Genomic DNA, 25,761 nt, shown 5'->3' on the forward strand with positions numbered 1-25,761 from the left:
CGCTCACCCGGTGGTGAACGTCTTGCGACGGAACGAGCGGGCCACGTGCTCGATGAAGGTGCGCGAATCGTCCGCGCTCAGGGCCGCCGCCGACAGCCGCGACCACACCGTCTCGCGGGCGGCGACGGCGGGCTTGTCGTCGATGTAGCGAATGTCGCCCTGGCTCTCCACGATCGCCATGTCCAGATCGCCCGCCGCGCCCGGCGAGGGGACCCGGACCAGGGTGAACCGGTCCTCCATGCCCGCGCCCTCGGTGGTCACGGTGAACGGCAGCACCTGGATCAGGATGTTGCTGCGCCGTGACACCGTGATCAGATGCTGGAGTTGGTCGAGCATGACCGTGCGGCCGCCGTACTCGCGGCGCAGGCACGATTCGGACAGGATCGCGCGGAACTGCGGCGGCGCGGGCTTGGTCAGGATCTCCTGGCGGGCCAGCCGGGCGCGCACCGAATCCGCCACGGCCTCATCGGAATCCGCGTCCGCGTGCCCGGTCTCGTGCAGGGCGCGGATATAGGACTCGCACTGCAACAGGCCCGGCATGATCTCGGCCTCGGTGACCCGCAGCAGGCTGGCGTACGCCTCGAGGTCGACCAGCAGCCGCAGATCCTCGAGATACGCGCGGCGGTGACCGGTGTTCCAGAAGCCGCGCTTGTGATTGTCGCGGCGCAACTCCTCGAGGGTCTCGAGATAGCCCGGATCGGTGAAGCCGAGCTGGGTGGCCAGCCGCTCCAGATCGCCGACCGTGATCGAGCTGGCGCCGTTGACCAGCATCGCGATCCGGCTCTGACTGGTCTCGATGATCTTCGCGGCCTCGCTCTGACTGACGCCCGCGGTGCTGATCATATGTTCGATCTCGCGGCCCAGCAGCAGTTTTCGGGCGGTGCGCAGTCGCGTAGCCATGATGAGCGGCGGGCGGCCGGGTGGCCGATGCGCCTCAACCCCCTTCTGCCCCAACCTCTTTCGCTTGCGTGATAATCACGCTAACATGTATCACGTCCAGAGTATCACAAGTTCAGATGTGCGGCGGGTCGGGCGGGGACCTTCGCGGCGTCTGGTGGGAGGGGAGTCGATATGCCGACTACCACGCGAATGTGTACCGCGCCTTGCCATTTCGGCGATGCGGAGAGCTGTGGCGGGGCCGACGTGCCGCTCACGGATTCGCTCGCGCGCCGGATCCTGTACTCCGAGCACGCCTTCTCCTGCACCCGCTGGTTAGCGGCCGTCGCCTACCTATCGGCCGGACTGGATGACGACTGACGCGCGTCGGGGAGGGTGTCGTGACCGGATTTCACGCCTCGGTCTGGCCGCTCGGCTGGCCGCACGAGGCACCGGAGGAACCGTTGTCGGTGAACGAGGCACATCTGACGATGCAACGGCATCGCGGGTGCCTGCGGGAGGAGTGCCCGCGCAAACGGGCGGCGTACCAGACCCTGGTCGAGGCCGGACGGATCCGGCCCGACTCCGGGCGCACGCGCTGAATCAGCCGCGATAGGTCCGCGCGACGAGCGCGGACCGCAGGTACCACAGGCCGCTGGCCTGGGTCGGGTCGAATCCGGTGAGCTGGCCGATGCGCTTGAGCCGGTAGTCGACGGTGTTGGTGTGCACGTGCAGCAGCCGGGCCGTGCGCTGCCGGTTGAGATTGTGCGCGATATGGGTTTGCAGCGTCTCGAGCAGCTCCGGGTGGGCGTCGAGCGGATCGAGCAGCGACCCGAGATACTCCCGCCCGGGTCCGGGACGGGTGAGCTGATACTCCAGCGCGAGATCGTCGAAGCGGTACAGGCCGGGCACCGATTGCAGGCGGCCCACCATGTCGAGCAGTTCGTGGGCCTGGTCCGCGGCGGTCGGGATCGCCTCGGTGTCGGCGGTGACCACGGTCGCGGTGATCGGCACCCGCGCGGCCCGCGAGATCCGGCCGATCAGCTCGTCGAGTTCCTCGTCGCCGATGTGGTCGGCCGGAATGAGCAGCGTCCCGCCGTCGACGCTGAGCAGCGACAGCGCGGAATCGCCACAGGCCGTGGCCAATTCGGCCTGCACCCGGCGCAGTTTGCGGCGCGCCACCACCTTCGCGTCCAGCATCGGGTTGCCCTCCTCCGGATGCGGCGGCACCGCCAGCGCGAGCACCCGATAGCGCTCGGCGATCTCGATCCCGCACTCGCGGGCCATGGTGGAGGTCGGATGCCCGCCCAGCAGCGCCGAGGTCAGGGTGTGCACGGCGGTGTGGTGCTCGCTGACCACCGCGCGCAGTTCGCGGACGTAGGCCATCGAGACCGCGGAGGTCATGGTGTCGAGCATCTCCACCACGAGTTTGGCTCCGCCGAGCAGACTTTCGTAGTCGGCCAGGCTGAAGGTGAGCATGGTGTCGTGATCGCTCGAGCCCGCCGCGCGATGCCGGTTGGCGGCATTGCTGACCACGAGATCGAAACCGATCTTGAAACCCTCGTGGATGGCGTGGTGGATGGTGTCGATCGGCACGCCCTCGCGCGCCCACTGCGCGGCGGCCTCGGACAGCCGCTCGGTCTTCTCCGGGATGTCCTTGCCGTCGAGCATGCTCACGGCCAGCTCGAGGCAGATCCGGGTGATCGTCGTGACGTCGCCGTAGATGGCCTCGCCGGGCAGGGTGCCGCAGGGCGCGACGTTCTCGACGAAGTGGCCGACCATCTGCCGCGACAGCGCCCACACATCCTTCAGCGCGGACGACATCGGGCGTCCCGATACCGTCAGGCCCGGCCGGTCCGGGGTGGCAACAGACATCTCGACGCCTTCCTTCGACCCCCGTGTATCCGCCGCCCCCCGTTTACTGCGCTGCCGTATCAACGTAACCGTCCCGAGACCGTCCGGCGGTGGAATTGCCCAACGATGGTGACAGTTCGGTAGTTCCTTCGCGGCCCGATTCGTGCACTTTCACAAACCGATCCGCGCAAACCGGGCACCCGCCCATCCGGACTCGGGCGCGGCGCCGAATCACAGTCCGGAACGGCCGGACCGCTGTTCGTAGCACAGGTTGCCGGAAGGAAGGGATGCACCGATGATTCCGCATTTCATTCAGGATCTGATGGGCGCCGTATCCGATTTCCTCGGTAGGTTGCTCATCGCGTGAGCGCCGCGGCGGCCGGATCCGTGCCGCGGGTCCGGCCGTCAGACCGAACGCAGCGGCGGTCGTCCGCTGCTCGGCCGGTCGTCGTCCTCGGCGGCGAGTTCGTCCGGATCGAGGACCGCGGCCTCGAGGTCGACCTCGGCGTCGTCGATCCGGAATTCCTCCGCGGCGCCGCGGATCTCGACCATCTCGCTCTCGGTGTAACGGCCGAGGACCCGCACGGTGCGCTCATCGATGCCGCGGTTGAGGGCCTCGGCGGCGGCGATCATCTTCTGCGCGACGATGTCCTTGTAGGTCGGATCGTCGGCGCTCAGCTGCTGCAACATGGTCTGCCACCGGGAGAGCCGACCCAGGTAGGCCAGCCCCGAGTCCTCCTCGAGCGATTCGCGAGCCACGGGCGACTCCTTCTCCTCGGGACCTTTCCCGGTCACCTTAACTCGTCCGGACCGGCCTCAGGACCCGATGGTCGAGCGAACCCAATCGATCACCGCGTTCTGATAGTCCTGGGTGTTGCGGGCGAGGTTCACCGCGTGGCCGCTGCCGGGCAGCACGAACGCCTGCAACCTCGCGGCGGGGGAGAAGTACGGTGCCTCCTGCGCGCGCAGGGTCGCCGAATCCGCGCAGACCGAGTAGTTCGGTCCGCAGGACAGGCGGTCCCGGCTGCCGTTGACGAGGAGGACCGGCGCGGTGATGAAACTCGACATACCGGGCAGGGTGGAGGTCAGACCGTCCGGATACTCGCTGAGCGAGAACTGCTCCTTGGTCTGCTCGTCCTGGGCGAGCACCGCCGGATCCACATCGGCCGGATCGTAGAAGTCGTGTATCCGCGTGCCCGGCCGCGAGACCAGATAGCCGGGATCGGTTGTGCGCCCGGCGAACTGGGGATCGTCGACCGCCCGCTGATAGGTCGAGATCACGCCGATGGTCTCGGGGATGTTCAGCGCGTGCGAGTAGCCGGTGAGGATCACCCCGTCCACGTCGTGGTTGGCCGACGCCTCCATGACCGAGGTGCCCGAACTCAGCGAATGCCCGACGGTGATCACCTTCGCGAACGGCGGCGCGCCCGCCAGCCCGGCGCGCAACGACCCCACGATCGCGTGCAACGCCTGCGCGGTCGCGGTCGCGGTGAGCGACAGGGCCGGGGGCTGGGTGCTGTTCCCGTTGCCGAGCCGGTCGACCACGATCGTGGCCAGGCCCGCCCGGTTCATCGCGCGGCGGAAATTGTATGTCTCCGGGGCGTATTGGAAGTCCCAGTAGGTGCCGTTGTAGTTCGAGCCGGACATCAGCACCAGCACCGTGTCCGCCGCGCCGCCGGACGGCAGGCAGAGGGTGGCCGCGAGCTGTCCCTCGGGCACGGGGAAGGGGAAGGATCGGCAATCCTCTTGCGATGACATGTCATCCGCACCGGCGACCCCCGGTGCGAGACAGAGCAGGGCCGCGACCAGAACCGCCGCGAATGTCCGAACCGAGGTTCGCACGCGATGCGCTCCCTTGGGTGAGATCCGAAAACCGCCTGTCCGACATCCATATTCGGCCATCAGTCACGCAGGCTATAACCCGTGGCGGGCGACACGCAAGACAGCGACGCGCCTTTCGTCGCGCAATGTTGCGTTTTCGTGAGGTTTGCGGTGGTACAAATCGGACTAGAGTTGTCCTCTGGACACCAAGGGCGAGAACGGGAGTGCTGGACGGTTGCCTTCCAACGCGGATGATTCGGGCACGCGTGCGGTGCATTTCGTCGGGAGCTTCCCCGCGGAGAGCATCGACGACGCGATGCGGGTGATGCTGGACGGGGCGGGTGCGCGCCTGCGCACCCTGCCCACGGGTGAGGTGCGGCGCTTCGAGTTCTACATCCAGCCCATCATCGAAGATCTTCGGGCGCAAGGGGTTCTGGAGGTGAGCTCGCCCGGCGACTGGGAGTCCAGCCGCAGCCGGACCCTGTACCGGGTGCCGCGCGGAACCCGATTGACCGGGGACGCAATGGATCTGGGCTATCTGCGGGAGGCGCGCGAGGCCCTGCCGATCTTCCACAAACTGCGCGAGGTGAGCGGGCACCCCGACCTGCGACTCCAGATCGGTATGCCCACCGACTTCACCCTGGCATTCATCGCCATGGGCCCGGACGGGGTGCGCCGCCACCGGCGGGCCTTCGCCGACGCCACCGCCCGCGAGATCCGTGCCGTGCGCGACCTGGCGGGTGACGACGTGGTGTTCCAATTGGAGGCAACCGCCGAATTGCTGCTGCTCGCCAAGACCCATCCGCTGCACCGGCTCACCGACCTCGCGCTGGGCCTCGGCCGGAAGATCGCTGCGCTTGCCGCGGCGGCGCCGGAGGGCACCCGGATCGGCGTGCATTTATGCCTCGGGAGCATGCACAACAAGGCCCGCGCCGCCCCGCGCGCCGCCCGGCCGTTGGTGACGCTGGCGAATTCGGTTGCCCGCCATTGGCCTTCGGGCCGCACCCTGGAATTCGTGCACGGCCCCCTGGCGGCGGGCGATATTCCGCCCTCGACCGACCCCGGTTTCTATCGGCCGCTGCGGGATCTGGCGCTGGGTCCCGGAACCGCCTTCTACGCGGGCCTGATCCACGACGAGGTCACCGACGAACAGCAGGTCGACACCCTGCGCGTCGTGGAGCGGGCGCTGGGCCGCCGAGTCGACGGGGTGGCGAGCGCGTGCGGGCTGGGACGTCGGCCGCGCGCGATCGCCGAGGCCATGGTCACCCGGGCCGCGCGGGTGGCCGACGCGCCCTGAACTACGGCTTGCGGCAGATGCCGCCGAGCAGGACCAGCCGGGTCGCGGGCAGGTCGCCGCCGAGGAACTCCTGCAACGGCACGATTCCGGGGTCGAGAATCTCGAAGCCGCGCATCATGTCTCGCACCTCGGCGGTGGAACGGTACTGCACCTGGGAGGGACTGTCCTTGACGTCCTTCGTCGATTGCGCCTGGAAGCGCCCATCGGTCTCGTCGGATCCGTGCGTGAACGCGAAATAGCTGCCGGGCGCGATCACCTCGCGGAAACGGGCGATGATGTCGGCGGGGCGTTCGTCGTCCATGATGAAGTGCAGAACTCCGACCATCAGAATGCCGACGGGTTCGGCGAAATCGATGAGCCCGTCGCGGCGCACCCGTTCGATGATGTCGTCCGGGTCGCGCGCGTCGGCGAGCATGGCGGTCACCCCGTCGGCGCTGCCGAGGAGCGCGTTGGCGTGCGCGAAGACGACCGGATCGAAGTCGATGGATACCACCCGCGCCTCGGGATCGATCTTCTGCGCCACATCGTGCACGGTGGGTTCGGTCGGAATTCCCGCGCCGAGGTCGAGGAACTGCCGAATTCCCGCCTCGGCGGCGATTTGCGTGGCGCGCAACAGGAATTGGCGGCTGAACCAGGCCAGCGTCCGGGTATCCGGGGCGATCGCGAGCATGCGTTGCGCGACCGCGCGGTCGGCTTCGTAGTTGTCCTTACCGCCCAACAGATAATCGTAGATTCGCGCCGAGTTCGGCTGCGTGGGGTCGACGCCGTGTGGGGTACGCCTGGACTCCGACACTCGCACCTCCCTCCCTTCCCGACAATCGTACAAGTCGAAATCGGCGTCTCCCGCCGATACCGTAAACCCTTGCGGGACTTGGTTTCCGCGTCAAGTCGAACCGGGAAACGCGCCGGCGGTGACATCGACGCCGTGCAATACCCAGCGATTGGGCCCGGCCGCCTTGGCGCGGTAGAGCCCGGCGTCGGCGGCGTCCAGCAATCGCTCGGCGTCGGCGTTGGCGACGGGGGTGACGACCGCGCCGATACACGCGGTGACGCGCAGCAGATGGTCGTCGACACCGATCGGATCGGACAGCGCGTTGAGCATCGTCTCCACGATGTGCGCCATCCGCACCGAATCGCACGGCGGCGCGAACAGCACGACGAATTCGTCCCCGCCGATCCGGGCCAGCATGGCCCCGCGGGCGTGCGCGGCCAGCCGCTCGGCCACCGCGGTCAGCAGGCGGTCGCCCACGCCGTGGCCGTAGGTGTCGTTGATCGTCTTGAATCCGTCGAGGTCGATGAAGCCGAGGCCGACACGGTCGCCGGTGCGGGCCTCGGCGATGATCCGCGACAACGCGTCGACGAGCTGGCGGCGATTGGGCAGTCCGGTCAGCGGATCGTGGCGGGCCTGCCGGTGCAGTTCGGCCTGGAGGGCCCGGCGCTGGGTGGTGTCCTCGCCGACCACGAGCAGGTAGGCCGCGCGCCCGCCGGAGGCCGGGACGAGGGTGATCGCCCACGCGGCCCAGCCGCTGCCGCCGTCGGGCAGCAGGTAGCGCAACTCCAGCCGGATGGTGCCCGAGCCGCTGGCCAGCAACTCGCCGTAGACCCGCTCCCGCATGTGGTCGCGGTCGTCGGGATGGACCAATTCGGCCACCGGCCGTCCGCGCAGTCGCCGCCCCGGCAGCCCGAGCATCGCCGAGAGCGCGGGATTGACGTCGACCACCCGGCCGGCGGTGTCGCCGATGCCGATGGCCACCGCGGCGTTGTCGAACATGACCCGGAAGCGGACCTCGGCGGCGTGCCGCGCCTCGGCCATCGCGGTGTGCAACATCTCCTGGTCGTGGGCGCGCGCGGACAGCAGGGTCTCGGTGTAACCGCGGGACAGCTCGCCGAAGACGGCGACCATCCGATCGCCGTGCGGCGCAACGATTTCGGTGAGCGGGGTGAGCGCGACGGCGGAACGGGTGAGCACCCGGGGGTCGGTGAGATTGGCGCGGACCAGTGCGGCGCCGACCTCGGCCGCGTCGGCCGGATCGAAGGGTTCGGTGGTGGCGGCGGCGATGATCCGCTCGACCAGTCGAGCCAGCAACCGGTCGAGTTCGCGCATGGACATCGGCACGAAACCGATGTCGGCGACGGCGATCCGCCAGCGCTGCGCGAGCGCCGTCACCTCGCTTTCACCTGTCACGCAAACCCACCCCCGCCCGGATCCGACCTGCATCAGCGACTCGCGGGAACGGCACGGCGCCGAACCAGAGCACCAGGTTACCGCGCCGGCGGCCGTGTTTCCCGACGGCATGCTTCCGAACGGATCGATTGTCGTCCGTGCGCCAGCGGCCTCGGGGGGCGGGCCCGGCCCGCACATCCGCGGTCGAATTCGCCTGTGTTTCCGGCGATTCCGCCGACGCTACCGGTTGTGCCGGGCGAGCCCGATCGGAACTCCGCTATTACTTGTTGGCTTTGTGATACGCCGCGACCACCTCGGAGGAAATACGACCCCGGGCGGACACATTGTAGCCGTGTTTCTTGGCCCATTCACGGATCGCGGTGGTCTGCTCGCGATCGGCCGCGGTCTTGGGCCGGGCGGTGTTGCTCGACTTCAAGCGGCCGACCTTGCGGGCCTTATCGGTCCAGGGCTCGAGCGCGCCCCGCAGCTTACCCGCATTCAACGTGGACAGATCGATTTCGTACGCGACACCGTCGATGGAGAACTGTACGGTCTCATCCGCTTTGGACTTCCCGTCGTAATCATCGACAAGTGTGACAGTGACCTTCTTGGCCATCGGCGAGTCCCCTTCGCAAAGACACGGACCAACTGGGATTGTGTATACCGTACCGCAACGCTGCCGCCCGGAGGCAATCCATCGCTATTTCGGCGTTTCCGACGACATTGGGGAAAGGCAAAACAATCCGCGTCGAGCACGAATTCCGGGGGCTTGCGCGAGTCCGGGGCGGACATTCCGATAACAGAATCGGCGCGATCGAACCGGACCGTCACCTTGCACACATAGCGATGTATGCATATGATCTCCAGCAGTTCGGACGAATCGAGGAGGACCACCGAATGGGTGCGGGACACGACCATGCGCACCAGCACGCGCACGCCACGCCGGACAGCGATCGGCGCTGGCTCGCCGGTGCCCTGGGGCTCATCGTGGCGTTCCTGCTCGGGGAGGTGACCGTCGGCATCGTGGCGGGTTCGCTGGCGCTGCTCTCCGACGCCGCGCACATGCTGACCGACGCCGCCTCGATCGCGCTCGCGCTGTGGGCCATCCGGCTGGCGGCCCGCCCGGCCAGCGGCCGGATGACCTTCGGCTGGAAGCGCGTGGAGATCCTCTCGGCCCAGGCCAACGGGCTCACCCTGCTGCTGCTCGCGGTGTGGCTCGGGTACGAGGCGATCCGCCGTCTCATCCATCCGCCGGAGGTCACGGGCGGTCTGGTGCTGACCACCGCGCTCGTCGGGGTCGTGGTGAATATCGGTGCGACGTGGATGATCTCGCGCGCCAACCGGACCAGCCTCAATGTCGAGGGCGCGTATCAGCACATCCTCAACGACCTGTTCGCGTTCCTCGCGACCGCGGTCGCCGGGGTGGTCATCCTGCTCACCGGCTTCCAGCGGGCCGACGCCCTCGCGACCCTGGTCGTGGTCGTGCTCATGGTGCGGGCGGGCGTGGGCCTGGTCCGCGCGTCGAGCCGCATCTTCCTCGAGGCCGCCCCCGCCGATCTGGATCCCACCGACATCGGCCGCGGCATGGTCGCGCTCGACGGCGTGGTCGAGGTGCACGACCTGCACGTCTGGGAGATCACCTCCGGTTCGCCCGCGCTGTCGGCGCACGTGTTGGTGGCTCCGGGCCGGGACTGCCACGCGGTGCGCGAGAACCTCGCCCACTGGCTCGCCGACGAACACCACATCGAACACGCCACCCTCCAGGTGGACCACGCCCAGCCGGAGCTGATCGAGCTCGGCGGCAACGCGGACACCCATTGCGAGGAGGCGCACGGTCCCGTGCATCGCGCAGACCGGTGATTTCCGGCGTCGGCCTTCACCAATGACGTTGTGCGCCAACGCTGTCGGCGGGCACGGGCGCGGTGCCGCGGCCCGCCGTGCGGCCGGCCGCGACCGGCCGGTCAGATCTTGCGGATGACCGTGACGACCTTGCCGAGGATCTGCGCGTCGTTGCCCGGGATCGGTTCGAACAACGGGTTGTGCGGCAACAGCCACACCTCCTGATCGGTGCGCTTGAACGTCTTCACCGTCGCCTCGCCGTCGATCATGGCCGCCACGATGTCGCCGTTGTCGGCCACGTTCTGCTGCCGCACGACCACCCAGTCGCCGTCGCAGATGGCCGCGTCGACCATCGACTGACCCACGACCTTGAGCAGGAACAGCGAACCCTCGCCGACCAATTCGCGCGGCAGCGGGAACACGTCCTCCACGGCCTGCTCGGCCAGGATCGGACCACCGGCGGCGATCCGGCCCAGCACCGGCACGTAGGTCGGCAGGGGCTGCTCGCTCGTCTCGGTGTCGACCGCCGCCAGGCTCGGCACCGGCGCGACCGCGCGCACCGCGGTCTCGTCCAGGCCGCGCACGTCGACCGCGCGCGGGCGGTTGGGGTCGCGGCGCAGATAGCCCTTGCGCTCGAGCGCGCGCAGCTGATGCGCCACCGAGGAGGTGGAGGTGAGCCCCACCGCGTCGCCGATCTCGCGGATGCTGGGCGGGTAGCCCCGCTCGCTCACCGAGGTGCGGATGACCTCCAGCACCTTGCGCTGGCGGACCGTGAGATCCCCTCCGGCGCCGGATGTTTCGGTGCCGTCGGCGTCGGCGACCGGGTCGGCCGTGTCGTCGTGTCCGTCCACCGTTCGTTCGCTCACGGTCGCCGTCCTCCGTTCATCGGGGTACTCGGTCCTCCTCGCGCCGCGCGGGGCGGGCCCGCGGGGTGCTGTTCTTCGGTCTCACCGGATTTCGTGTCTCGACAGTAGTCCGCTCGCGACCAGGTTTCAAACATCTGTTCGACGCATGTCGCGCAAAGCCGTGACTTTGTCGGGGGGCCGTGGTAGAAATCGAACACCAGTTCTTCGAACATACGATCGAACACGCGGTCCTCGGCTCACCACACACAGTCCCGCCCACTCCCTCCTGGAGGTCTGTCCGATGCGCACCCCGATCAGCGAATTCGCCCCCGCCGACGGCGATCTCGGCCTCGACTCCGCGCCGCGCGCCCACCGCCTGCCCGCCCGCGGCGGCCTCGACACCCGCCGCCCGCGACGGCCCCGCCCGGTGAGCGCCCCGGTGCGCTACGAGCGACTCCGCGTGCGCGCCGGCGCGGGCGCGTACGACCGGGGCCACCACCCCATGCGGCGCGTCGAACGCGCCCGCGTGGGCTTCGCGACCCTCGCGGTGACCGCACTCCTCACCGCCGTCGTGGTGGCCGCCCTCGTCGGCGTGGCCCAACTCCGTTCCCCCGCCGACACTCCCGGCCCCACCACGGTCGTCCAGGTACAGGAGGGCGAATCCCTCTCCGAGATAGCCGAGCGCGTGGCCCCCGACGCGCCCGTCCGCGACACGGTCCGAAAGATCGTGGACCTCAACGGCCTCCGCGGCGCCGAGGTGACCACCGGCCGCACCCTCATCGTCCCCGCCCCGCCGCGCTGACCCGCCGGGCGCTACCGTGGACGCCCATGGGGGACGCATGTCCGATCTGTGACAAGCATCGTGGTCTGGGGCGGCTGGTGGGCCCGGTGATCTTCGCCGACGACCTGGTGGTGGTCACCCACCGCCCGCTCACCGAGGGCAGTCCGGTGCCGGGATACCTGTTCGTCGAATCCAGGCGGCACGCACCGACTTTGGCGGACCTGTCCGATGAGGAGGCGGCCGCGGCGGGCTGGGCGGCGCGGCGCGCGGCCGCGGCGTTGCGCGGCGAACTCGCGCCCGAGTACGTGTTCTCGGCGATCACCGGCCGCACGGTGGCGCATTTCCATCAACACGTCTTCGCCCGCCCGAAAGGCACACCGCCGCAGACGCACTGGTTCGACGTGGACACCTGGGCGGCGGGCCCGCGCGTCGACGAGCGTGGGCTGTCCGCGTTGTGCGCCCGTCTGGCAACGTATTTCGATCCTCGACCCTGAGGCGATCGACGAGCCCACTGGGCCCGACAGCGCCCGAGCTACAGTGGGGCGTCACGGAACTGCGGGTGAGGGATCGACAATTGAGCAGTGCGAGTGGCGCGAGCGAGGATCAGCATTCTCCGGTGCTGATGGCCGATGAGCGGATCGGGTTGAACGACACCGTGGCGGCGACGGTGACCCGGTGGGTGGGATCGATGGTCGCGGTCTACGTGGTGCTGCTCGTCTTCAGTGCCTATGTGGCGCTCGCGGTGCTGTGGGGTCCGTTGCATCGGGTCGACCCCTATCCGTTTCCGTTCCTGCTGTTCTTGAACAATGTCGCCCAGCTGATGCTGTGCCTGATCATCCTGGTCGGTCAGCGGGTGCTGAGCGCGGCGGCGGACCGGCGCTCGGTGCAGACCTACGAGAACACCGAGATGATCTTCCAGCAGGTGGCCGATCTCCAGGCGCATCTGGACCGCCACGATCGGGTGCTCAGCCGGGGCCTGAGTCTGCTCGAGTCGACCCCGCATCCGTGGATCGAACAGCATCACGTGCGGCATCCGCCGCGCGCGGGCGATCAGGCGGTCACCTTCAACGACCGGCTCGCGGCCTGGCTCACCACGCGCCTCGGCAGCGTCTGGGCCTTCTACGTCGCCGCCGGGACGCAGGTCGCCTGGACCGTGCTGGCCACGATCGGGGTGCAGCGCTTCGACGAATATCCGTTCCTGTTCATGACTTTCGTGTCGACGCTGGCCCAGCTGCTGTTCATGATCGTGATCATGGTCGGCCAGGACGTGCTGGGCCGCACCGGCGACCGCCGCTCCGAGCAGACCTTCCTCGACGCGCAGGCCATCCTGCACGAGTGCCGCCGGATGAAACAGCGGCTCGTCGCCCAGGACCGCGTCATCGGTAGTCTCGCCGAATACATCACCGAGCAGGTGACCGAGCGACTCGCGCAGGCGGTGCACGACAACAGCGAGCGGGTGGCGCATCAGGCCCGCGTGCACGAGGCCATGGTCACCGGCGTCGCCCCGCCCGACGCGCACGTGCTGCGGCCCTGGGCGGAACTGCCCGAACGGGAACAGGAGAGCTGCCGCCTCCAGGCCCGCCGCATCGGCGAGAACCTGGCGAGCATCGGCTGTTTCATGGTGCCCGCGTTCGAACCCGAGTCCGGCGTCGACCTCGACGACGACGAGGTACGGCAGCTGGCCCGCCTCGAATACGACCATTGGATGGCGGACAAGATCGCCGCCCGCTTCGCGAACCTGTCCGAACGCCACGACCTCGACGACGCGGTCCCGCTCCCGTGGGACGACCTGCCCGAATCCGCGCGGGTGCCGCATCTGCAAGCGGCGCGGCGCATTCCGGTGGTGGTGGCGCAGGCCAACTTCCAGGTCCTGCGCGGCACCCCCGAGCTGCGGCGGGAGCAGCGCGCGTGACCGGTCAGCGGTCCAGGCTCTCCACCGCGGTCAATCGTTCGGCCACATCCCACAATTCGGCCTCGCGCGCCGGATCGTAGGACTCCTGCGAGGAGGGCGCCACATGATCGCGATCGACATACGATCCGCTCGGCGCGGCGATCGCTCCCGTCACCACGTCACCGAGATTGCGCCCGGCGGAGGCGAGATCGGTGGCCAGCGGCGTGACGGTCATGGCGGGCAGGAGTCGGCGCATCGCGAAGCGCGACACGGCATCCGCGTTGCGGGCCAGATCGGTGCCGGGCACGAAACCCGGGTTGTAGGCGATCACCTCGATCCCCTCCGGCAGTCGCCGCGCGTATTCGTGCACGAGGTAGATCGCCGCCAGCTTGCTCGTCGAATACGCGGTGCGCCCCGCGGCCGTGCTGTTCGGTTTCGGAAAGGCCCCGGTGCGCGCCAGCGCCTCGGGCGCCTGCCACACCGGCGCCGGAACCATGCCGAGATTGTGCCGGAAGTCCCCGAAATGCGTATCGCTCACGGTGATCACCACCCGCGCGGGCGCGGTGAGCCGCCCCTCGAGCAACCGCAGAAACAGATGATTCGCAAGCACATTCACCGCGAACGTCGCCTCGAACCCGTCCGCGCTCTCGGTCAGCGCGTCCGTGTGCTGAATGCCCGCGTTCCCCACGAACCCCCGCAACGGCGGCAGCTCCCCGCCGTCGAGCCGCCGGCCGATCTCGGCGGCCGCCTCCCGGACGCTGGCCATCGATCCGAGATCCACCGCGACGTGCGACACCGCCCGCCCGCCGGCGCTCAGTTCGGCCGCCACCTTCGCGGTGGTGGACTCCCGTCCCGCCACCACCAGATGCGCGTCCGCCGCCCGTTCCAGGATCCGCTCGGCCGCGACCCGTCCGATCCCCCGGCTCGCCCCGGTCATCACAATGCTGAACGCCACCACCGACTCCTTAACGAAGGACGACCACCCGCGACGAGCCTATCCGCCCCACCGGATTTTCGATTGTCGAGCAACCACTTCGGTGCCCGCTCACAACGCGGCGTAGGTGGCGGCGACGAGGTCGTGGGCGCGGCGGTCGCCCGCGAGCCAGTCGCGGCGCAGGTTCGGGGTGAAGGCGAGGGCCACGCGATTCTCCCTGTCGCCCAACCCGATCGAGCCGCCCGCGCCCGGATGGCCGAAGGCGGTGGAGCGGGCGGGAGCCGGGAGGATGAGGTTCTCGCAGGGGAGCATGTAGCCGAGGGCGAAGGCGCTCTCGAGCAGCAGGACCGCGTCGCGGCCGCGGACGCGTTCCCGAGTGGCCTCGGCGAGGACGGTAGGGGGTAGCAGGGTGCCGTCGACGAGGTCGCGGTAGAAGCGGGCCAGGGCGCGCGCGGTGGTGACGAGGCCGGTGGCGGGCCAGCCCCCGGTCAGCACCTCCGATTTGTTGTAGGAGGCAACGGGATTGGTGGTGGCGCGCAGGACGAGGGAGTCGGGATCCCGGAAGGCGCGGGCCATGGCCGCGACGGTCTCCGGGGCGATCGGACCGGGATCGGTCCACGCCTGTTGATCCGGGGGAGGGGAGGCCAGGCGGGCGGTCCGCTCGGCGATGTCCGGGGGCGGCCCGATCCACAGGTCCGCGCCGAGGTGGCGGCGGGTGTAGTCGCCGACCGTGGAACCCGTTCGGCGCCGGACGAATTCGCCGACCAGCCAGCCGAAGGTGAGCCCGTGATAGCCGTGTTCGCTGCCGGGCTCCCACACCGGACGCTGGGCGGCCAGCCGGGCCGCCATGGCCGCCGGATCCGCGGCCTCCGCCGCGCTCACGGGACGGTCGAACGCGGGCAGACCCGCCCGGTGCGTCAACAGGTCGGCGAGGGTGATCGAATCCTTGTCCGCCACACCGAACTCCGGCCACCACGAGGTCACCGGTTCGTCCCAGTCCGAACCGGATTCGGCCGCCACCCGCAGCGCCGCCGTCGCGGTCACCGCCTTGGTGCAGGAGAACGTGACCGCGGGCGTATCCCGTTCCCACACCCGGCCGGTGCGTTCGTCCGCGACCCCGCCCCACAGATCCACGACCGCGCGACCGTTCACGAACACCGCGACGCTCGCCCCGAGATCGCGCCCGTCGGCGAAATCGGCCGCGAACACCTCACGCACCGCACGGAACGCGGGATCGACCCACCCGTTCACCGTCTCGCTCATGGGAAAAATTAGAACACGTTTCAGTGCGTGTCGGCGGGCTGCCCGCGATAATTCGTCGCCGCCGAGTATCCTCGACAGTGTTAAGGCCGTATAAGCCCTGTACACCCGCTCGCCGAAGGGTTTCGGATGCATTGCCCGTACTGTCGTCACCCGGATTCGCGGGTGGTCGACTCACGTGAGGCCGAGGAAGGTACTGCCATCAGGCGCCGCCGCGCCTGCCCGCAGTGCGGACGTCGGTTCACGACCGTGGAGACCGCCATTCTGTCGGTGGTCAAACGCAGCGGTGTCACCGAACCGTTCAGTCGCGAGAAGGTCATTCGCGGCGTCCGTCGCGCCTGCCAGGGCCGCGAGGTCGACGACGACGCCCTGAACCTGCTGGCCCAGCAGGTCGAGGACGCGGTCCGCGCCAAGGGTTCGCCCGAGGTTCCCAGCCACGAGGTGGGCCTGGCCATCCTCGGCCCGCTGCGCGACCTGGACGAGGTCGCCTACCTCCGCTTCGCCTCGGTCTACCGCTCCTTCACCTCCGCCGAGGACTTCGAACGCGAGATCGCCGACCTGCGCCGCAAGCGCGCGGACCGCACGGTCAGCGCGACCGCGGACTGAGTTCCCCCGATCGGATCGCCTTGTCCCACAAGGGTTCTCGGCGGATGGGGTGGGACTCAGCGCGGGGCGCGTTTCACCGGTGCCGCGCGCACCGCCGCGATGGCCTTCTCGATTCGCTTGGCGGACACCGGATACGGCGTGCCGAGCTGCTGGGCGAACAGGCCGACCCGCAATTCCTCGATCATCCACCAGATCTCGGTGACATCGCGGGCCGCGCGGCGCGACGGCGGTAGCGAGTCGAGCAGGCGTTGGTAGGCGGCGTGGACGCGATCCAGTTCGAGCATGGCCTGGTGATCGCGGGTCGCCGACGAGGGGAGGGCCTGGAGGCGGACCGTCGCGGCGTGCAGGTAGCGGGGGAGTTCGCGCAGGCGGGCGCTGCCGAATTCGGCGATGAAGCCGGGGAACACCAGCTCGTCGAGCTGCTGGGTGACGTCCTCGGCGGCCTCGCGATCGGTGGTGTCCGACAACGCCGTTCGCACGCGGTGGGCCTCGGCCAGCACCGGCACCACCAGCCGCACGATCCGGGCGACGGTCTCGCCGAAGCGCGGGCGGATGCGGTCGATGAGGGCGCGGAACTCCTCGGGGCTGCGCACCGGGCCGCCCTGGGTCGCGATCAATTCGTCCGCGGCGCAGGCCCGGCAGTCCTCGACCAGCGCCTCGAGGGATCCGTACGGGTTCTGGGTGAGCGCGAGCCGGTCGGCCGGGGACAGGCCCGCCGTCGCGGCGCGCGGGGAGGCGGGCAGCTCGTTGAGCACCAGGGCCCGGGTCCCGGCGCGCATGGCGGCGGCCTGTTCGGCGGGCGAGGACAGCACCCGCACCGCGACGCCGCCGGACTCGGGGACCAGCGCCGGATAGCCGGTGATGGTCTGCCCGCCGACCTGGCGGCGCACGGTCGGTTCGAGCGTGCCCAGCGATTCGGAGGTCCACACCGTGGCCGGGGCGCGCTCGGCGGCGCGGGTCGCCCGCGCCACCGACTTCGAAACCTGGTCCGACAGGCGGTTTTTCAGCGCGGCGAGGCTCTTGTCGCGGTCGACGATGGTGCCGTCGGGCGCGGTCGCCGCGAATGTCATGCGCAGGTGGTCGGGGAGCGCGGCCGGGTCGAGATCCTCGGTGCGGATGGTGACCGAACCCAGCCGGGACAGTTCGCGGGCGAGCCCGACCCGCAGCGGTTCGGCGCGCGGGGTGAGTCGTCCCAGCGCGGCGCGGGCGAAGTCCGGCGCGGGAACCACGGTGCGGCGCAACTGTTTCGGCAGCGTCTTGATCAGCGCGGCGGCGAGCTCCTCGCGCATCCCGGGGACCAGCCAGTCGAAGCCGACGGCGCGGACGTGGGCGAGCTGGGCGATCGGGATGTGCACGGTCACGCCGTCGTCGGCCTGGCCCGGTTCGAACTGGTAGGTGAGCGGGAAGTCGAGTTCGCCCTGACGCCAGCGGTCGGGGAAGGCGGTCGGATCCAGCACGGCCGCATCGGAATTCACCACCGTGGCCGTGGAGAAGTCCAGCAGCCCCGGATCCTTGCGTTGCGCCTTGCGCCACCAGCTGTCGAAGTGCCGCACCGACACCACGTCGGCGGGGACGCGCTGATCGTAGAACTCGAACAGCACCTGATCGTCGACGAGGATGTCGCGGCGGCGCGCCCGGTTCTCCAGATCGGCGACGTCGTCGATCAGTTCCCGATTGCGGTGGAAGAACTCGTGCCGCGTCTGCCATTCGCCCTGCACCAGCGCGTGCCGGAGGAACAGCTCCCGCGACAGCTGCGGATCGATCCGGCCGAAGTCGACGCGTCGCTGGGTGACCAGCGGGATGCCGTACAGCGTGACGCGCTCATAGGCCATGGCCGCGCCGCGTCGCGAGGACCAGTGCGGTTCGGAGTACGTGCGTTTGACCAGATCCCCGGCCAGCTGCTCGGCCCACTCCGGCTCGATCCGCGCGGCCATGCGGCCCCACAGCCGCGAGGTCTCCACCAGTTCGGCGGCCATCACCCAGCGCGGCGGCTTCTTCGCCAGCGACGAGCCCGGGAAGATCATGAACTTGGCGTTGCGCGCGCCGAGGAATTCGCGGGTCTCGGCCTCGCGCAGGCCGATATGCGACAGCATGCCCGCCAGCAGCGACCGGTGGATGGCCGTGCCGTCCCACGGCAGGGCGTCGGAGTCCTCGGGCATCGCCGCGACCTGCCCGTCGGCCGACCAGCCGAGCCCCTTGGTGATCGTGCGCAACTGCCCGTGCAGATCCTGCCATTCCCGGATGCGCAGATAGTGCAGGAACTCGTCCCGGCACATGCGCCGGAACTGGTTGGACGACAATGCCTTCCGCTGCGCGCGCAGATAGTCCCACAGCCGCAGGTAGGCGAGGAAGTCCGAACCCTCGACGGTGAACCGCGCGTGCTTGGCGTCCGCCGCCTGCTGGAATTCGGCCGGTCGCTCGCGCACGTCCTGAATCGAGAGTGCCGCGACGACCACCAGCACCTCCGGGAGGCACCCGTTCCGATTGGCCTCCACCAACATTCGCGCCATGCGCGGATCGACGGGGATCTGCGCCATCTCCCGGCCGACGGGGGTCAGGACGAGATCGCCGACCGTCGCGTCCTCGCGGCGGCGTGGGTTGCGTTGGGGCCGTGGGGGTTCCGGGTCGGTTTCGCTCGCCTCACGGTCCTCGGGCGCGGGCCCTTCTCGGTCGTCGCGCCCGCGCCTCGAATCCGGCCGCGCCGCATCGGTTTCCGCCGTCTTGCGGGCCAGCGCGCCCAGTTCCTCCAGCAGCGCGATGCCGTCGCGGATGGCGCGGCGGTCCGGGGGCTCGACGAAGGGGAAGTTCTCGATATCGCCGAGGCCGAGGGCCGTCATCTGGAGGATGACCGCGGCCAGGTTGGTGCGCAGGATCTCCGGTTCGGTGAAGGCGGGGCGGGCCTCGAAGTCGTCCTCGGAGTAGAGCCGGATGCAGATGCCGTCGGCGACGCGGCCGCACCGCCCGGCGCGCTGGCGGGCCGACGCCTGCGAGATCGGTTCGATCGGCAGGCGCTGGACCTTGGTGCGCATCGAATAGCGGGAGATGCGGGCCGTGCCCGGGTCGACCACGTAGCGGATGCCGGGCACGGTCAGCGAGGTCTCGGCGACATTGGTGGCCAGCACGACGCGGCGGCCGGTGTGCGACTGGAAGACCCGATGCTGTTCGGCCGTGGACAGCCGCGCGTACAGCGGGAGGATCTCGGTGCGCGGCAGTTTCAGATCGCGCAGGGCATCGGCGGCGTCGCGGATCTCGCGCTCACCGGACAGGAAGACCAGCACATCGCCGTCTCCCTCGGCGAGCAGTTCGGTGACCGCGTCGCCGATCGCGTCGACCGGGTCGCGGTCCACCACGCGCGGGTCGTCGTCCTCGTCGTCCTCGCCCTCCCCGGCCGGGGCGGGCAACTCCAGGGACAGGGGCCGGTAGCGGATCTCCACCGGATACGACCGGCCCGACACCTCGACGATCGGTGCGGGCGTACCGGATTCGTCGGCGAAGTGACGGGCGAACAGCTCCGGATCGATGGTCGCGGAGGTGATGACCACCTTGAGGTCGGGTCGCTTGGGCAGCAGCTGCTTCAGATAGCCGAGCAGGAAGTCGATATTGAGGCTGCGTTCGTGGGCCTCGTCGATGATGATCGTGTCGTAGCGGCGTAACAGGCGGTCGCGCTGGATCTCGGCCAGCAGGATGCCGTCGGTCATGAGCTTGATCAGCGTGCGTTCGGATGCCTGATCGGTGAAGCGGACCGTGTAACCGACCACATCGCCGAGTTCGGTGCCCAACTCCTCGGCGATGCGTTCGGCGACCGTGCGCGCGGCGAGCCGGCGCGGCTGGGTGTGGCCGATGGTGCCGCGGATGCCGCGGCCCAGTTCGAGGCAGATCTTCGGGATCTGGGTGGTCTTGCCCGAACCCGTCTCACCGGCGATCACGACGACCTGATGGGCGGCGATCGCGGCGGCGATATCGTCGCGGCGCGCCGAGACGGGAAGCTGCTCCGGATACCGGATCGACGGGACGGCCGCGCGCCGCGCCCGGACCCGGTCCTCGGCGGTCGCGATCTCGTGCTCGAGGTCGGTGAGGTCACCGCGGGCCCGATCCAGACGGCGGCGCAAGCGAAATTCGTCGCGAATCGTGAGATCGGCCAGGCGGTTGCGCAGCGCGCGAGAGGTGGCGGCGGTCCTGGTCATTGCATGGACCAGCCTAGCGAAACCCCGACGACGCGGCCCAACGCCCTTGCTGATCTTGCTCCGCATCCGCCGCCCGATATGTCACCATCGAATCATGGCCGCTGGTTCGGGAACGCCGATGTGGGTCCGTGCCCTGCGAGTCGTCTCACTGCTGCTCGGCATAGTCGCGCTGGCCCGAGAGGAGCTCCGCTCCCTCACCGCGACCCTCCGCACCGCAGTGCGTCGACCCCTCCACCGCCTCCGCCACCCCCGCGGCGGCCCCCTCCCCGGCCACCCCTGACCCCACCCTCCCCGGGCCCGGGCTCCCCAGGCCCGGCAGCACAGCCGCACCCTTTATTCGGATCCGCACCCCTTGTGGGGCTATGTAAGGGGTGCGGATTCGAATAAGGGGTGCGGCTGGGTTTCGTGCTCTCGAGGGTGGGCGTGTTCGGGGTGGTGGGGAGGGTGGGCGTGGGAGGATCGGGGGATGGAGACGGGTGTGGGGGCGCCGTGGTGGGTTCGGGGTCTTCGGGTGGGGTTCGGGGTGTTGGGGGTTGTTGTTGTGTTGTGGCTGCCGGTTCGGGATGGGGGGAATGCGGGGTTTTCGGTGGGGAATTACTTCAGTTACTTCACCATCGAGTCGAATGTGTTGGGGGCGGTCGTATTGCTCGTGGGTGGGGTGATCGATCCGCGGGGGCGGCGGTGGCAGGTGGCGCGGGGAGCGGCGGCGTTGTATCTGCTCATCACCGGGGTGGTGTACGCGGTGTTGCTCGCGAATGTGGATGTGTCGCTGACCGATCAGTGGATCAATCACACGCTGCATCGGGTGCAGCCGATCGTGATGGTGATCGATTGGCTGGTGGTTCCGGCGGGGCTCGGGGTGTCGGCGCGGTTGGTGGGGGCGTGGTTGATCTATCCGGCGGTGTACGGGGCGTACAGCCTGATTCGGGGGCCGATCGTCGACTGGTATCCCTATCCGTTCCTGGACCCACGCACGCAGGGGTATCCGTCCATGCTCATCGGGCTGGTGATCCTCGCCGCGGTCTTCGCATTGCTGGCGGCCGCGGTGGCCTGGGTCGGTGACCTGCGCGAACCTCGGCGCGCCGAGAGCGGTGTCGCGCGGCGCGGGTAGTCTGGGCGCGATCGAGGTCGCGTGGGAGAGGAGTGCGGACGTGGGTGCGTTGTGGCACGGATTCGCCGATATGGGCGCGGTCGAGCGGGACGGCGCGTTCGTGGTCGCGCGGGGTGAGGGCGCCTATGTGTGGGATCGGGACGGCAACCGCTATCTCGACGCGACCGCCGGGCTGTGGTTCACCAATGTCGGGCACGGGCGGCGGGAGATCGCCGACGCCGTGGGCGCCCAGTTGTCGACGCTGGCGCACTACAGCAACTTCGGTGATATCGCCGCCCCCGTGACTCAGGAACTGGCGCAACGGCTTTCGGAGCTGGCCCCCGTCCCGGGTAGCAAGATCATGTTCACCTCGGGCGGCTCCGATTCCGTCGACACCGCCGCCAAACTCGCCCGCCGCTACTGGCACGAGGTGGGCAAGCCGGACAAGACGCTGCTGGTCGGCCGCCGCCTCGCCTACCACGGCATGCACGTCGCCGGAACCGCCCTCGCGGGCATCACCGTGAATCGTGAGGGCTACGGCGAACTCGTGCCCGACGCCCGCACGATCGAATGGAACGACGCCCACGCCCTGGCGGCGCTTATCGACGAGGTCGGCGCGGACCGCATCGCCGCCTTCTTCTGCGAGCCGATCATCGGCGCGGGCGGCATCTACCTACCGCCCGAGGGCTACCTCGCCGAGGTCCGGCGACTGTGCCGCGACAACGACATCCTGTTCGTCGCCGACGAGGTCGTCACCGGGTTCGGCCGCATCGGCGGATCCTGGTTCGCCTCCACCAGATTCGGCCTCGAACCGGACCTCATGACCACCGCCAAGGGCCTCACCTCCGGCTACCTGCCCATGGGCGCGGTCTTCGCCGCCCCGCGCGTGGCCGAACCGTTCCACTCCGGCGGCGTCTGGTTCCGTCACGGCTACACCTACGGCGGTCATGCCGGCGCCGCCGCCGCGGCCATGGCCAATCTCGACATCATCGAACGCGAGCACCTGCTCGACGCCAGCAAGAACCTCGAATCCCTGCTGCACGAGCATCTCGCCCCGCTCGCCGACCACCCGCGCGTGGCCGAGATCCGCAGCGGCCTCGGCGCGGTCGCCGCCGTCCAACTCGCCGACCCCGCCGAAGGCCCGGCCATGGTGAAAGCCCTGCGCGCCCAAGGCATCTCGGGCCGCGCCGCCGGACAGGGCGCCCTCCAGATCTCCCCGTCGTTCGTCATCACCGAACACCAGGTGGCCGACCTCGCCGCCGGAATCGCCCGCGCCCTCGGCTGACCGCTACAACGCCAGCGTCAGGAACACGCTGTGCGGATCCGGCACGTACTCGGCGAAGGGCGCGCAGGGCCGGAATCCGTGTCGCTCGTACAACCGCCGAGCGGGCGAGAAGAATTCGCCCGCACCGGTTTCCAGGCTCAGCCGCCGGTATCCGCGCTCGCGCGCCGTGGCGACGAGGTGACCGAGCATCGTCGCCCCCACCCCTCGGCCGCGGAACCTCGCGGCCGTGCGCATCGCCTTGATCTCGCCGTGCTCCGGATCGATCTCCCGCAGCGCGCCGCACCCGGCGAGCGTGTCGCCGTCGCGCAGCGACCACACCGTCACCCCCGGTTCGCGCAGCCCGGCCGGATCCAGGGCGTGCGCGCTCTCCTCCGGCGAGTGGGCGCGCATCTCGGCCAGATGCCGGGTGAGCAGCTCGATCAGGTCGGCCGCGGTCACGTCCTCCACCACTATTCGCACACCGACACCGTAAACAACGTGCCCGCACGCGCGCGGGATGCGAGCATGGAGACAGGGCGCGAAGGGGCAGTGCGGCGAAAGGCGGTCGGCTGTGGGCGGGTTCGTGCTGGAGTTCGGGGCGCTGCGGTGGGGGGTCCTGCTCGCCTTCGCGGTGACGGGGGCGATCGTGGCGGGGCGGGTCGCGGCGGGGTCGCTGGATCGGGAGGCCGATGCCGCCCATCTGCTCATGTGCCTGGTGATGGGGGTGATGTTGATCTTCCCGGTGTCGGCGAGCCACCACGCGATCAGCGGCGTGCTGACCGCCATGGTCGTCGTGTACGCGCTGCTGCTGGGGGACCGGATCATCCAGCGCCGCAACGGAACCGGACCGGCCATCGCCTATCATCTCGGGGCCGCGGCCGCCATGCTCTACGCCATGTCGGCGCACCTGTCCGGCGGCCATCGGCCGGTGCTGATCGCGCTCGCGGTCCTGTTCGCGGCCGACGCCGCGCTGACGCTGTTGCCCACGCGAATCTCGCTGTGGCACACCCTGATCCATCCCTCGGGCACGGCGGGTCCGAGCGCCCTCGTTCCGCACCTGGTGATGGATCTGGGCACCGCCTACATGATGATCGCGGCGCTGGCGTGAGGATTCAGACCGTCACCGGATGATCGGGCGCCACCCGCCCGCCCAGGCGCACCCAGCCGTCGGAATCCCATTCGGTGAACAGCTGCGACCCCGCGCCCTGGGTGATGATCAGCCCGCGCCGCAGCAGCGCCGTGAGCGCGATCGCCGCCGCGCCGGTCGCCTCGTCCTCGCGAATCCCCATGGCGGGGGCGAACATTCGCGACCGGATCGCGCCGCGCTGCTCGTCCACCCAGGTCCACACGTAGTGCTGCCCCTCGGTGAAATCCTCCGGCCGCAGCGTGAGCAGGTCGTCCAGGTTCTCGAACTGGTCGAAGGCGAAGTTCGGGGTCCACTCCGCGCGGGCGCGCACCCAGGTCAGCCCGGTGTCGAGCGCCTCGGTCTCGACCGGCCCGGCGGGCACGTCGAGCACCTTCACCGGCTCGCCGACGCTCGCCAGCCACCAGGCCGCGCCCACCGACGGATGCCCCGCGAACGGCAGTTCGGTCGCGGGGGTGTAGATCCGCATCCGGGTGCGCCCGCCGCTCGGCCGGTCCACCACGACCGTCTCGCTGTACCCCGCCCGCGCCGCCAGCGCCTGGTGATCCACGCCCACGACATCCTCCGCGCGGGCGATGCCCAGCGGGTTGCCGAACCGGCCCGCCGCGTCGGTGAAGACGCGCACCACCTCGATCTGCGTACTGTCGCTCTCGACTCCGCCCATGTGCTCGAGCCTACTCGAGGCCGAAGAGCCCTGCCGCCCGGAAGTTTCCGGGGGCAGGGCTCAACGGGTCGAATCAGACGTTTGCCGAGGCGAGGGCCTCGGTGTTCTGCACCGCCTGGCCGACACCGGCGACGATGGCCGCCACCCGCAGCGCCTCGAAGATCACCTCACGCGAGGCGCCCGCCTCGCGCAGGGTGTGCTCGTGCGCCTCCAGGCAGTGCTGGCAGCCGTTGATCGACGACACCGCGAACGACCACAGCTCGAAATCGGCCTTGTCGACGCCCGGGGAGCCGATGATCTGCATGCGCAGCCCGGCCCGCAGGTCGTCGTAGCGGCCGCCGAGGAACGCCCGGCCCCGGTAGAACACATTGTTCATGCCCATGATCGAGGCCGCGCCGAGCGCGGCGTTGTACGCCTCGGCCGACAGCGTGTCGGCCGCCTCCTCGGCGATCTCGCGCAGCGTGGTGGCCGAGCGGGTGGCCGCCGCGGTCGCGAGCAGGGTGCCCCACAGCTGCTGTTCGTTCAGCACGGTCGACCGCGCGATGGACGACAGATTCAGCTTGAGGTCCTTGGCGTACTCGGGAAGCGAGTTCTTCAGGTTCTCTACAGACAAGCGATCCTCCGGGAGATGGAAATCAGACGCTGGCGCTCAGGAGCTCACCCGCGTCAATGGTCGGGTCGCCCTTCTTCCAGTTGCACGCGCACAGCTCGTCGGACTGCAACGCGTCCAGCACGCGCAGCACCTCGTCGACATTGCGGCCGACCGAACCGGCGGTGACGGACACGAACTGGATCTCGTTGTTCGGGTCGACGATGAAGGTCGCGCGGTCGGCGACACCGTCGGCGTTCAGCACGCCGGTCGCGGTGGTCAGCTCGCGCTTGAGGTCCGACAGCATCGGGAACGGCAGGGTCTTGAGGTCCTCGTGCTGCGCCCGCCACTGGAAGTGCACGAACTCGTTGTCCACCGACACCCCGAGCACCTGCGCGTCGCGGTCGGCGAACTCCTCGTTCAGCTTGCCGAACGCGGCGATCTCGGTCGGGCAGACGAAGGTGAAGTCCTTGGGCCAGAAGAACACGATCCGCCACTTGCCCGCGTGGTCGTCGCTCGTGACCCGGGTGAAGTAGTCGTCGGGCTGCTGAGCATTCACCTTGGACAGGTCGCCGCCGATGACCGCGGTCAGGTTGTAGGCGGGGAACTGGTCGCCGATGGTCAGCAGTGCCATGCTTGCTCCTCTTCGTTGTCGGGA

25 protein-coding genes are annotated in these 25,761 nt (G+C 69.5%); 10 read left to right on the forward strand and 15 right to left on the reverse strand.

Features of this window, described 5'->3' with window-relative positions:
- Positions 1-3: 3 nt before the first annotated feature.
- A complete protein-coding gene (locus ACFYTQ_RS02490) occupies positions 4-900 on the reverse strand; it encodes a Scr1 family TA system antitoxin-like transcriptional regulator (protein ID WP_387356435.1) in 897 nt (298 codons plus the stop codon).
- 377 nt (positions 901-1,277) lie between these two features.
- On the opposite strand from ACFYTQ_RS02490, the gene ACFYTQ_RS02495 reads away from it, so the two are divergent.
- Positions 1,278-1,478 (forward strand): hypothetical protein, encoded by a 201-nt coding sequence (locus ACFYTQ_RS02495; RefSeq protein WP_387356437.1) that lies wholly within the window; start codon positions 1,278-1,280, stop codon positions 1,476-1,478.
- A gap of 1 nt (position 1,479) precedes the next feature.
- Here ACFYTQ_RS02495 and ACFYTQ_RS02500 read toward each other — a convergent pair whose 3' ends face one another.
- The 3 genes from ACFYTQ_RS02500 to ACFYTQ_RS02510 all read right to left on the reverse strand — a co-directional run bounded on the left by ACFYTQ_RS02500 (position 1,480) and on the right by ACFYTQ_RS02510 (position 4,449).
- Positions 1,480-2,751: a PucR family transcriptional regulator gene (locus ACFYTQ_RS02500; RefSeq protein WP_387356440.1), complete on the reverse strand. Its 1,272-nt coding sequence runs from the start codon at positions 2,749-2,751 to the stop codon at positions 1,480-1,482.
- 384 nt (positions 2,752-3,135) lie between these two features.
- A complete protein-coding gene (locus tag ACFYTQ_RS02505) occupies positions 3,136-3,489 on the reverse strand; it encodes a hypothetical protein (protein WP_387356442.1) in 354 nt (117 codons plus the stop codon).
- A 57-nt stretch (positions 3,490-3,546) separates the two neighbouring features.
- Positions 3,547-4,449 (reverse strand): alpha/beta hydrolase, encoded by a 903-nt coding sequence (locus ACFYTQ_RS02510; RefSeq protein WP_387356444.1) that lies wholly within the window; start codon positions 4,447-4,449, stop codon positions 3,547-3,549.
- 337 nt (positions 4,450-4,786) lie between these two features.
- On the opposite strand from ACFYTQ_RS02510, the gene ACFYTQ_RS02515 reads away from it, so the two are divergent.
- A complete protein-coding gene (locus tag ACFYTQ_RS02515; RefSeq protein ID WP_387356446.1) occupies positions 4,787-5,848 on the forward strand; it encodes a hypothetical protein in 1,062 nt (353 codons plus the stop codon).
- A 1-nt stretch (position 5,849) separates the two neighbouring features.
- On the opposite strand, the gene ACFYTQ_RS02520 is transcribed toward ACFYTQ_RS02515, so the two are convergent.
- The 3 genes from ACFYTQ_RS02520 to ACFYTQ_RS02530 all read right to left on the reverse strand — a co-directional run bounded on the left by ACFYTQ_RS02520 (position 5,850) and on the right by ACFYTQ_RS02530 (position 8,628).
- Positions 5,850-6,641, reverse strand: a complete 792-nt coding sequence (locus ACFYTQ_RS02520; RefSeq protein WP_387356448.1) for an SAM-dependent methyltransferase — start codon at positions 6,639-6,641, stop codon at positions 5,850-5,852.
- 90 nt (positions 6,642-6,731) lie between these two features.
- Complete coding sequence (locus tag ACFYTQ_RS02525) at positions 6,732-8,033, reverse strand: diguanylate cyclase domain-containing protein (RefSeq protein WP_387356450.1); 1,302 nt, start codon at positions 8,031-8,033, stop codon at positions 6,732-6,734.
- A gap of 259 nt (positions 8,034-8,292) precedes the next feature.
- Positions 8,293-8,628, reverse strand: coding sequence for an Lsr2 family protein (locus tag ACFYTQ_RS02530; RefSeq protein ID WP_387356452.1), 336 nt, complete (start codon positions 8,626-8,628; stop codon positions 8,293-8,295).
- A gap of 281 nt (positions 8,629-8,909) precedes the next feature.
- Here ACFYTQ_RS02530 and ACFYTQ_RS02535 point away from each other — a divergent pair, with 281 nt between their 5' ends.
- Positions 8,910-9,872, forward strand: coding sequence for a cation diffusion facilitator family transporter (locus ACFYTQ_RS02535; RefSeq protein WP_387356454.1), 963 nt, complete (start codon positions 8,910-8,912; stop codon positions 9,870-9,872).
- Positions 9,873-9,973: 101 nt separating this feature from the next.
- Here the strand turns inward: ACFYTQ_RS02535 and lexA are convergent, their stop codons facing one another.
- Complete coding sequence (lexA, locus tag ACFYTQ_RS02540) at positions 9,974-10,702, reverse strand: transcriptional repressor LexA (RefSeq protein WP_387357011.1); 729 nt, start codon at positions 10,700-10,702, stop codon at positions 9,974-9,976.
- A gap of 295 nt (positions 10,703-10,997) precedes the next feature.
- On the opposite strand from lexA, the gene ACFYTQ_RS02545 reads away from it, so the two are divergent.
- From ACFYTQ_RS02545 to ACFYTQ_RS02555, 3 genes are all read left to right on the forward strand, one after another.
- Positions 10,998-11,498, forward strand: coding sequence for a LysM peptidoglycan-binding domain-containing protein (locus ACFYTQ_RS02545; protein WP_387356456.1), 501 nt, complete (start codon positions 10,998-11,000; stop codon positions 11,496-11,498).
- Positions 11,499-11,524: 26 nt separating this feature from the next.
- A complete protein-coding gene (locus ACFYTQ_RS02550; protein WP_387356458.1) occupies positions 11,525-11,971 on the forward strand; it encodes an HIT family protein in 447 nt (148 codons plus the stop codon).
- An 80-nt stretch (positions 11,972-12,051) separates the two neighbouring features.
- Positions 12,052-13,389, forward strand: a complete 1,338-nt coding sequence (locus tag ACFYTQ_RS02555) for a DUF1003 domain-containing protein (RefSeq protein ID WP_387356460.1) — start codon at positions 12,052-12,054, stop codon at positions 13,387-13,389.
- Positions 13,390-13,393: 4 nt separating this feature from the next.
- On the opposite strand, the gene ACFYTQ_RS02560 is transcribed toward ACFYTQ_RS02555, so the two are convergent.
- A complete protein-coding gene (locus ACFYTQ_RS02560; protein WP_387356462.1) occupies positions 13,394-14,323 on the reverse strand; it encodes an SDR family NAD(P)-dependent oxidoreductase in 930 nt (309 codons plus the stop codon).
- A gap of 90 nt (positions 14,324-14,413) precedes the next feature.
- Positions 14,414-15,565, reverse strand: a complete 1,152-nt coding sequence (locus ACFYTQ_RS02565; RefSeq protein ID WP_387356464.1) for a serine hydrolase domain-containing protein — start codon at positions 15,563-15,565, stop codon at positions 14,414-14,416.
- Positions 15,566-15,691: 126 nt separating this feature from the next.
- On the opposite strand from ACFYTQ_RS02565, the gene nrdR reads away from it, so the two are divergent.
- Entirely contained in the window at positions 15,692-16,168 is a 477-nt protein-coding gene (gene nrdR, locus ACFYTQ_RS02570) for a transcriptional regulator NrdR (protein WP_387356466.1), read from the forward strand.
- A 56-nt stretch (positions 16,169-16,224) separates the two neighbouring features.
- On the opposite strand, the gene hrpA is transcribed toward nrdR, so the two are convergent.
- Entirely contained in the window at positions 16,225-20,352 is a 4,128-nt protein-coding gene (gene hrpA, locus ACFYTQ_RS02575; protein ID WP_387356468.1) for an ATP-dependent RNA helicase HrpA, read from the reverse strand.
- A 466-nt stretch (positions 20,353-20,818) separates the two neighbouring features.
- Between hrpA and ACFYTQ_RS02580 the strand changes: the two genes are divergently transcribed.
- Both ACFYTQ_RS02580 and ACFYTQ_RS02585 read left to right on the forward strand, forming a co-directional pair.
- Positions 20,819-21,463, forward strand: coding sequence for a Pr6Pr family membrane protein (locus ACFYTQ_RS02580; RefSeq protein ID WP_387356470.1), 645 nt, complete (start codon positions 20,819-20,821; stop codon positions 21,461-21,463).
- Between the two features lie 70 nt (positions 21,464-21,533).
- A complete protein-coding gene (locus tag ACFYTQ_RS02585; protein ID WP_387357013.1) occupies positions 21,534-22,727 on the forward strand; it encodes an aspartate aminotransferase family protein in 1,194 nt (397 codons plus the stop codon).
- Positions 22,728-22,730: 3 nt separating this feature from the next.
- Here the strand turns inward: ACFYTQ_RS02585 and ACFYTQ_RS02590 are convergent, their stop codons facing one another.
- Positions 22,731-23,186 carry a GNAT family N-acetyltransferase gene (locus ACFYTQ_RS02590; protein ID WP_387356472.1) on the reverse strand — a complete coding sequence of 152 codons (456 nt, stop codon included), beginning with the start codon at positions 23,184-23,186 and terminating at the stop codon, positions 22,731-22,733.
- A 91-nt stretch (positions 23,187-23,277) separates the two neighbouring features.
- On the opposite strand from ACFYTQ_RS02590, the gene ACFYTQ_RS02595 reads away from it, so the two are divergent.
- Entirely contained in the window at positions 23,278-23,814 is a 537-nt protein-coding gene (locus ACFYTQ_RS02595) for a DUF5134 domain-containing protein (protein WP_387356474.1), read from the forward strand.
- A gap of 4 nt (positions 23,815-23,818) precedes the next feature.
- Here the strand turns inward: ACFYTQ_RS02595 and ACFYTQ_RS02600 are convergent, their stop codons facing one another.
- From ACFYTQ_RS02600 to ACFYTQ_RS02610, 3 genes are all read right to left on the reverse strand, one after another.
- Positions 23,819-24,514, reverse strand: coding sequence for a PhzF family phenazine biosynthesis protein (locus ACFYTQ_RS02600; RefSeq protein ID WP_387356476.1), 696 nt, complete (start codon positions 24,512-24,514; stop codon positions 23,819-23,821).
- Positions 24,515-24,587: 73 nt separating this feature from the next.
- Positions 24,588-25,127: a carboxymuconolactone decarboxylase family protein gene (locus tag ACFYTQ_RS02605; protein WP_387356478.1), complete on the reverse strand. Its 540-nt coding sequence runs from the start codon at positions 25,125-25,127 to the stop codon at positions 24,588-24,590.
- 22 nt (positions 25,128-25,149) lie between these two features.
- Positions 25,150-25,737 carry a peroxiredoxin gene (locus ACFYTQ_RS02610; RefSeq protein ID WP_387356480.1) on the reverse strand — a complete coding sequence of 196 codons (588 nt, stop codon included), beginning with the start codon at positions 25,735-25,737 and terminating at the stop codon, positions 25,150-25,152.
- Positions 25,738-25,761: the final 24 nt, after the last annotated feature.

It is taken from the genome of Nocardia sp. NPDC004068 (genome assembly GCF_042874315.1).
Classification (GTDB): Bacteria; Actinomycetota; Actinomycetes; order Mycobacteriales; family Mycobacteriaceae; genus Nocardia.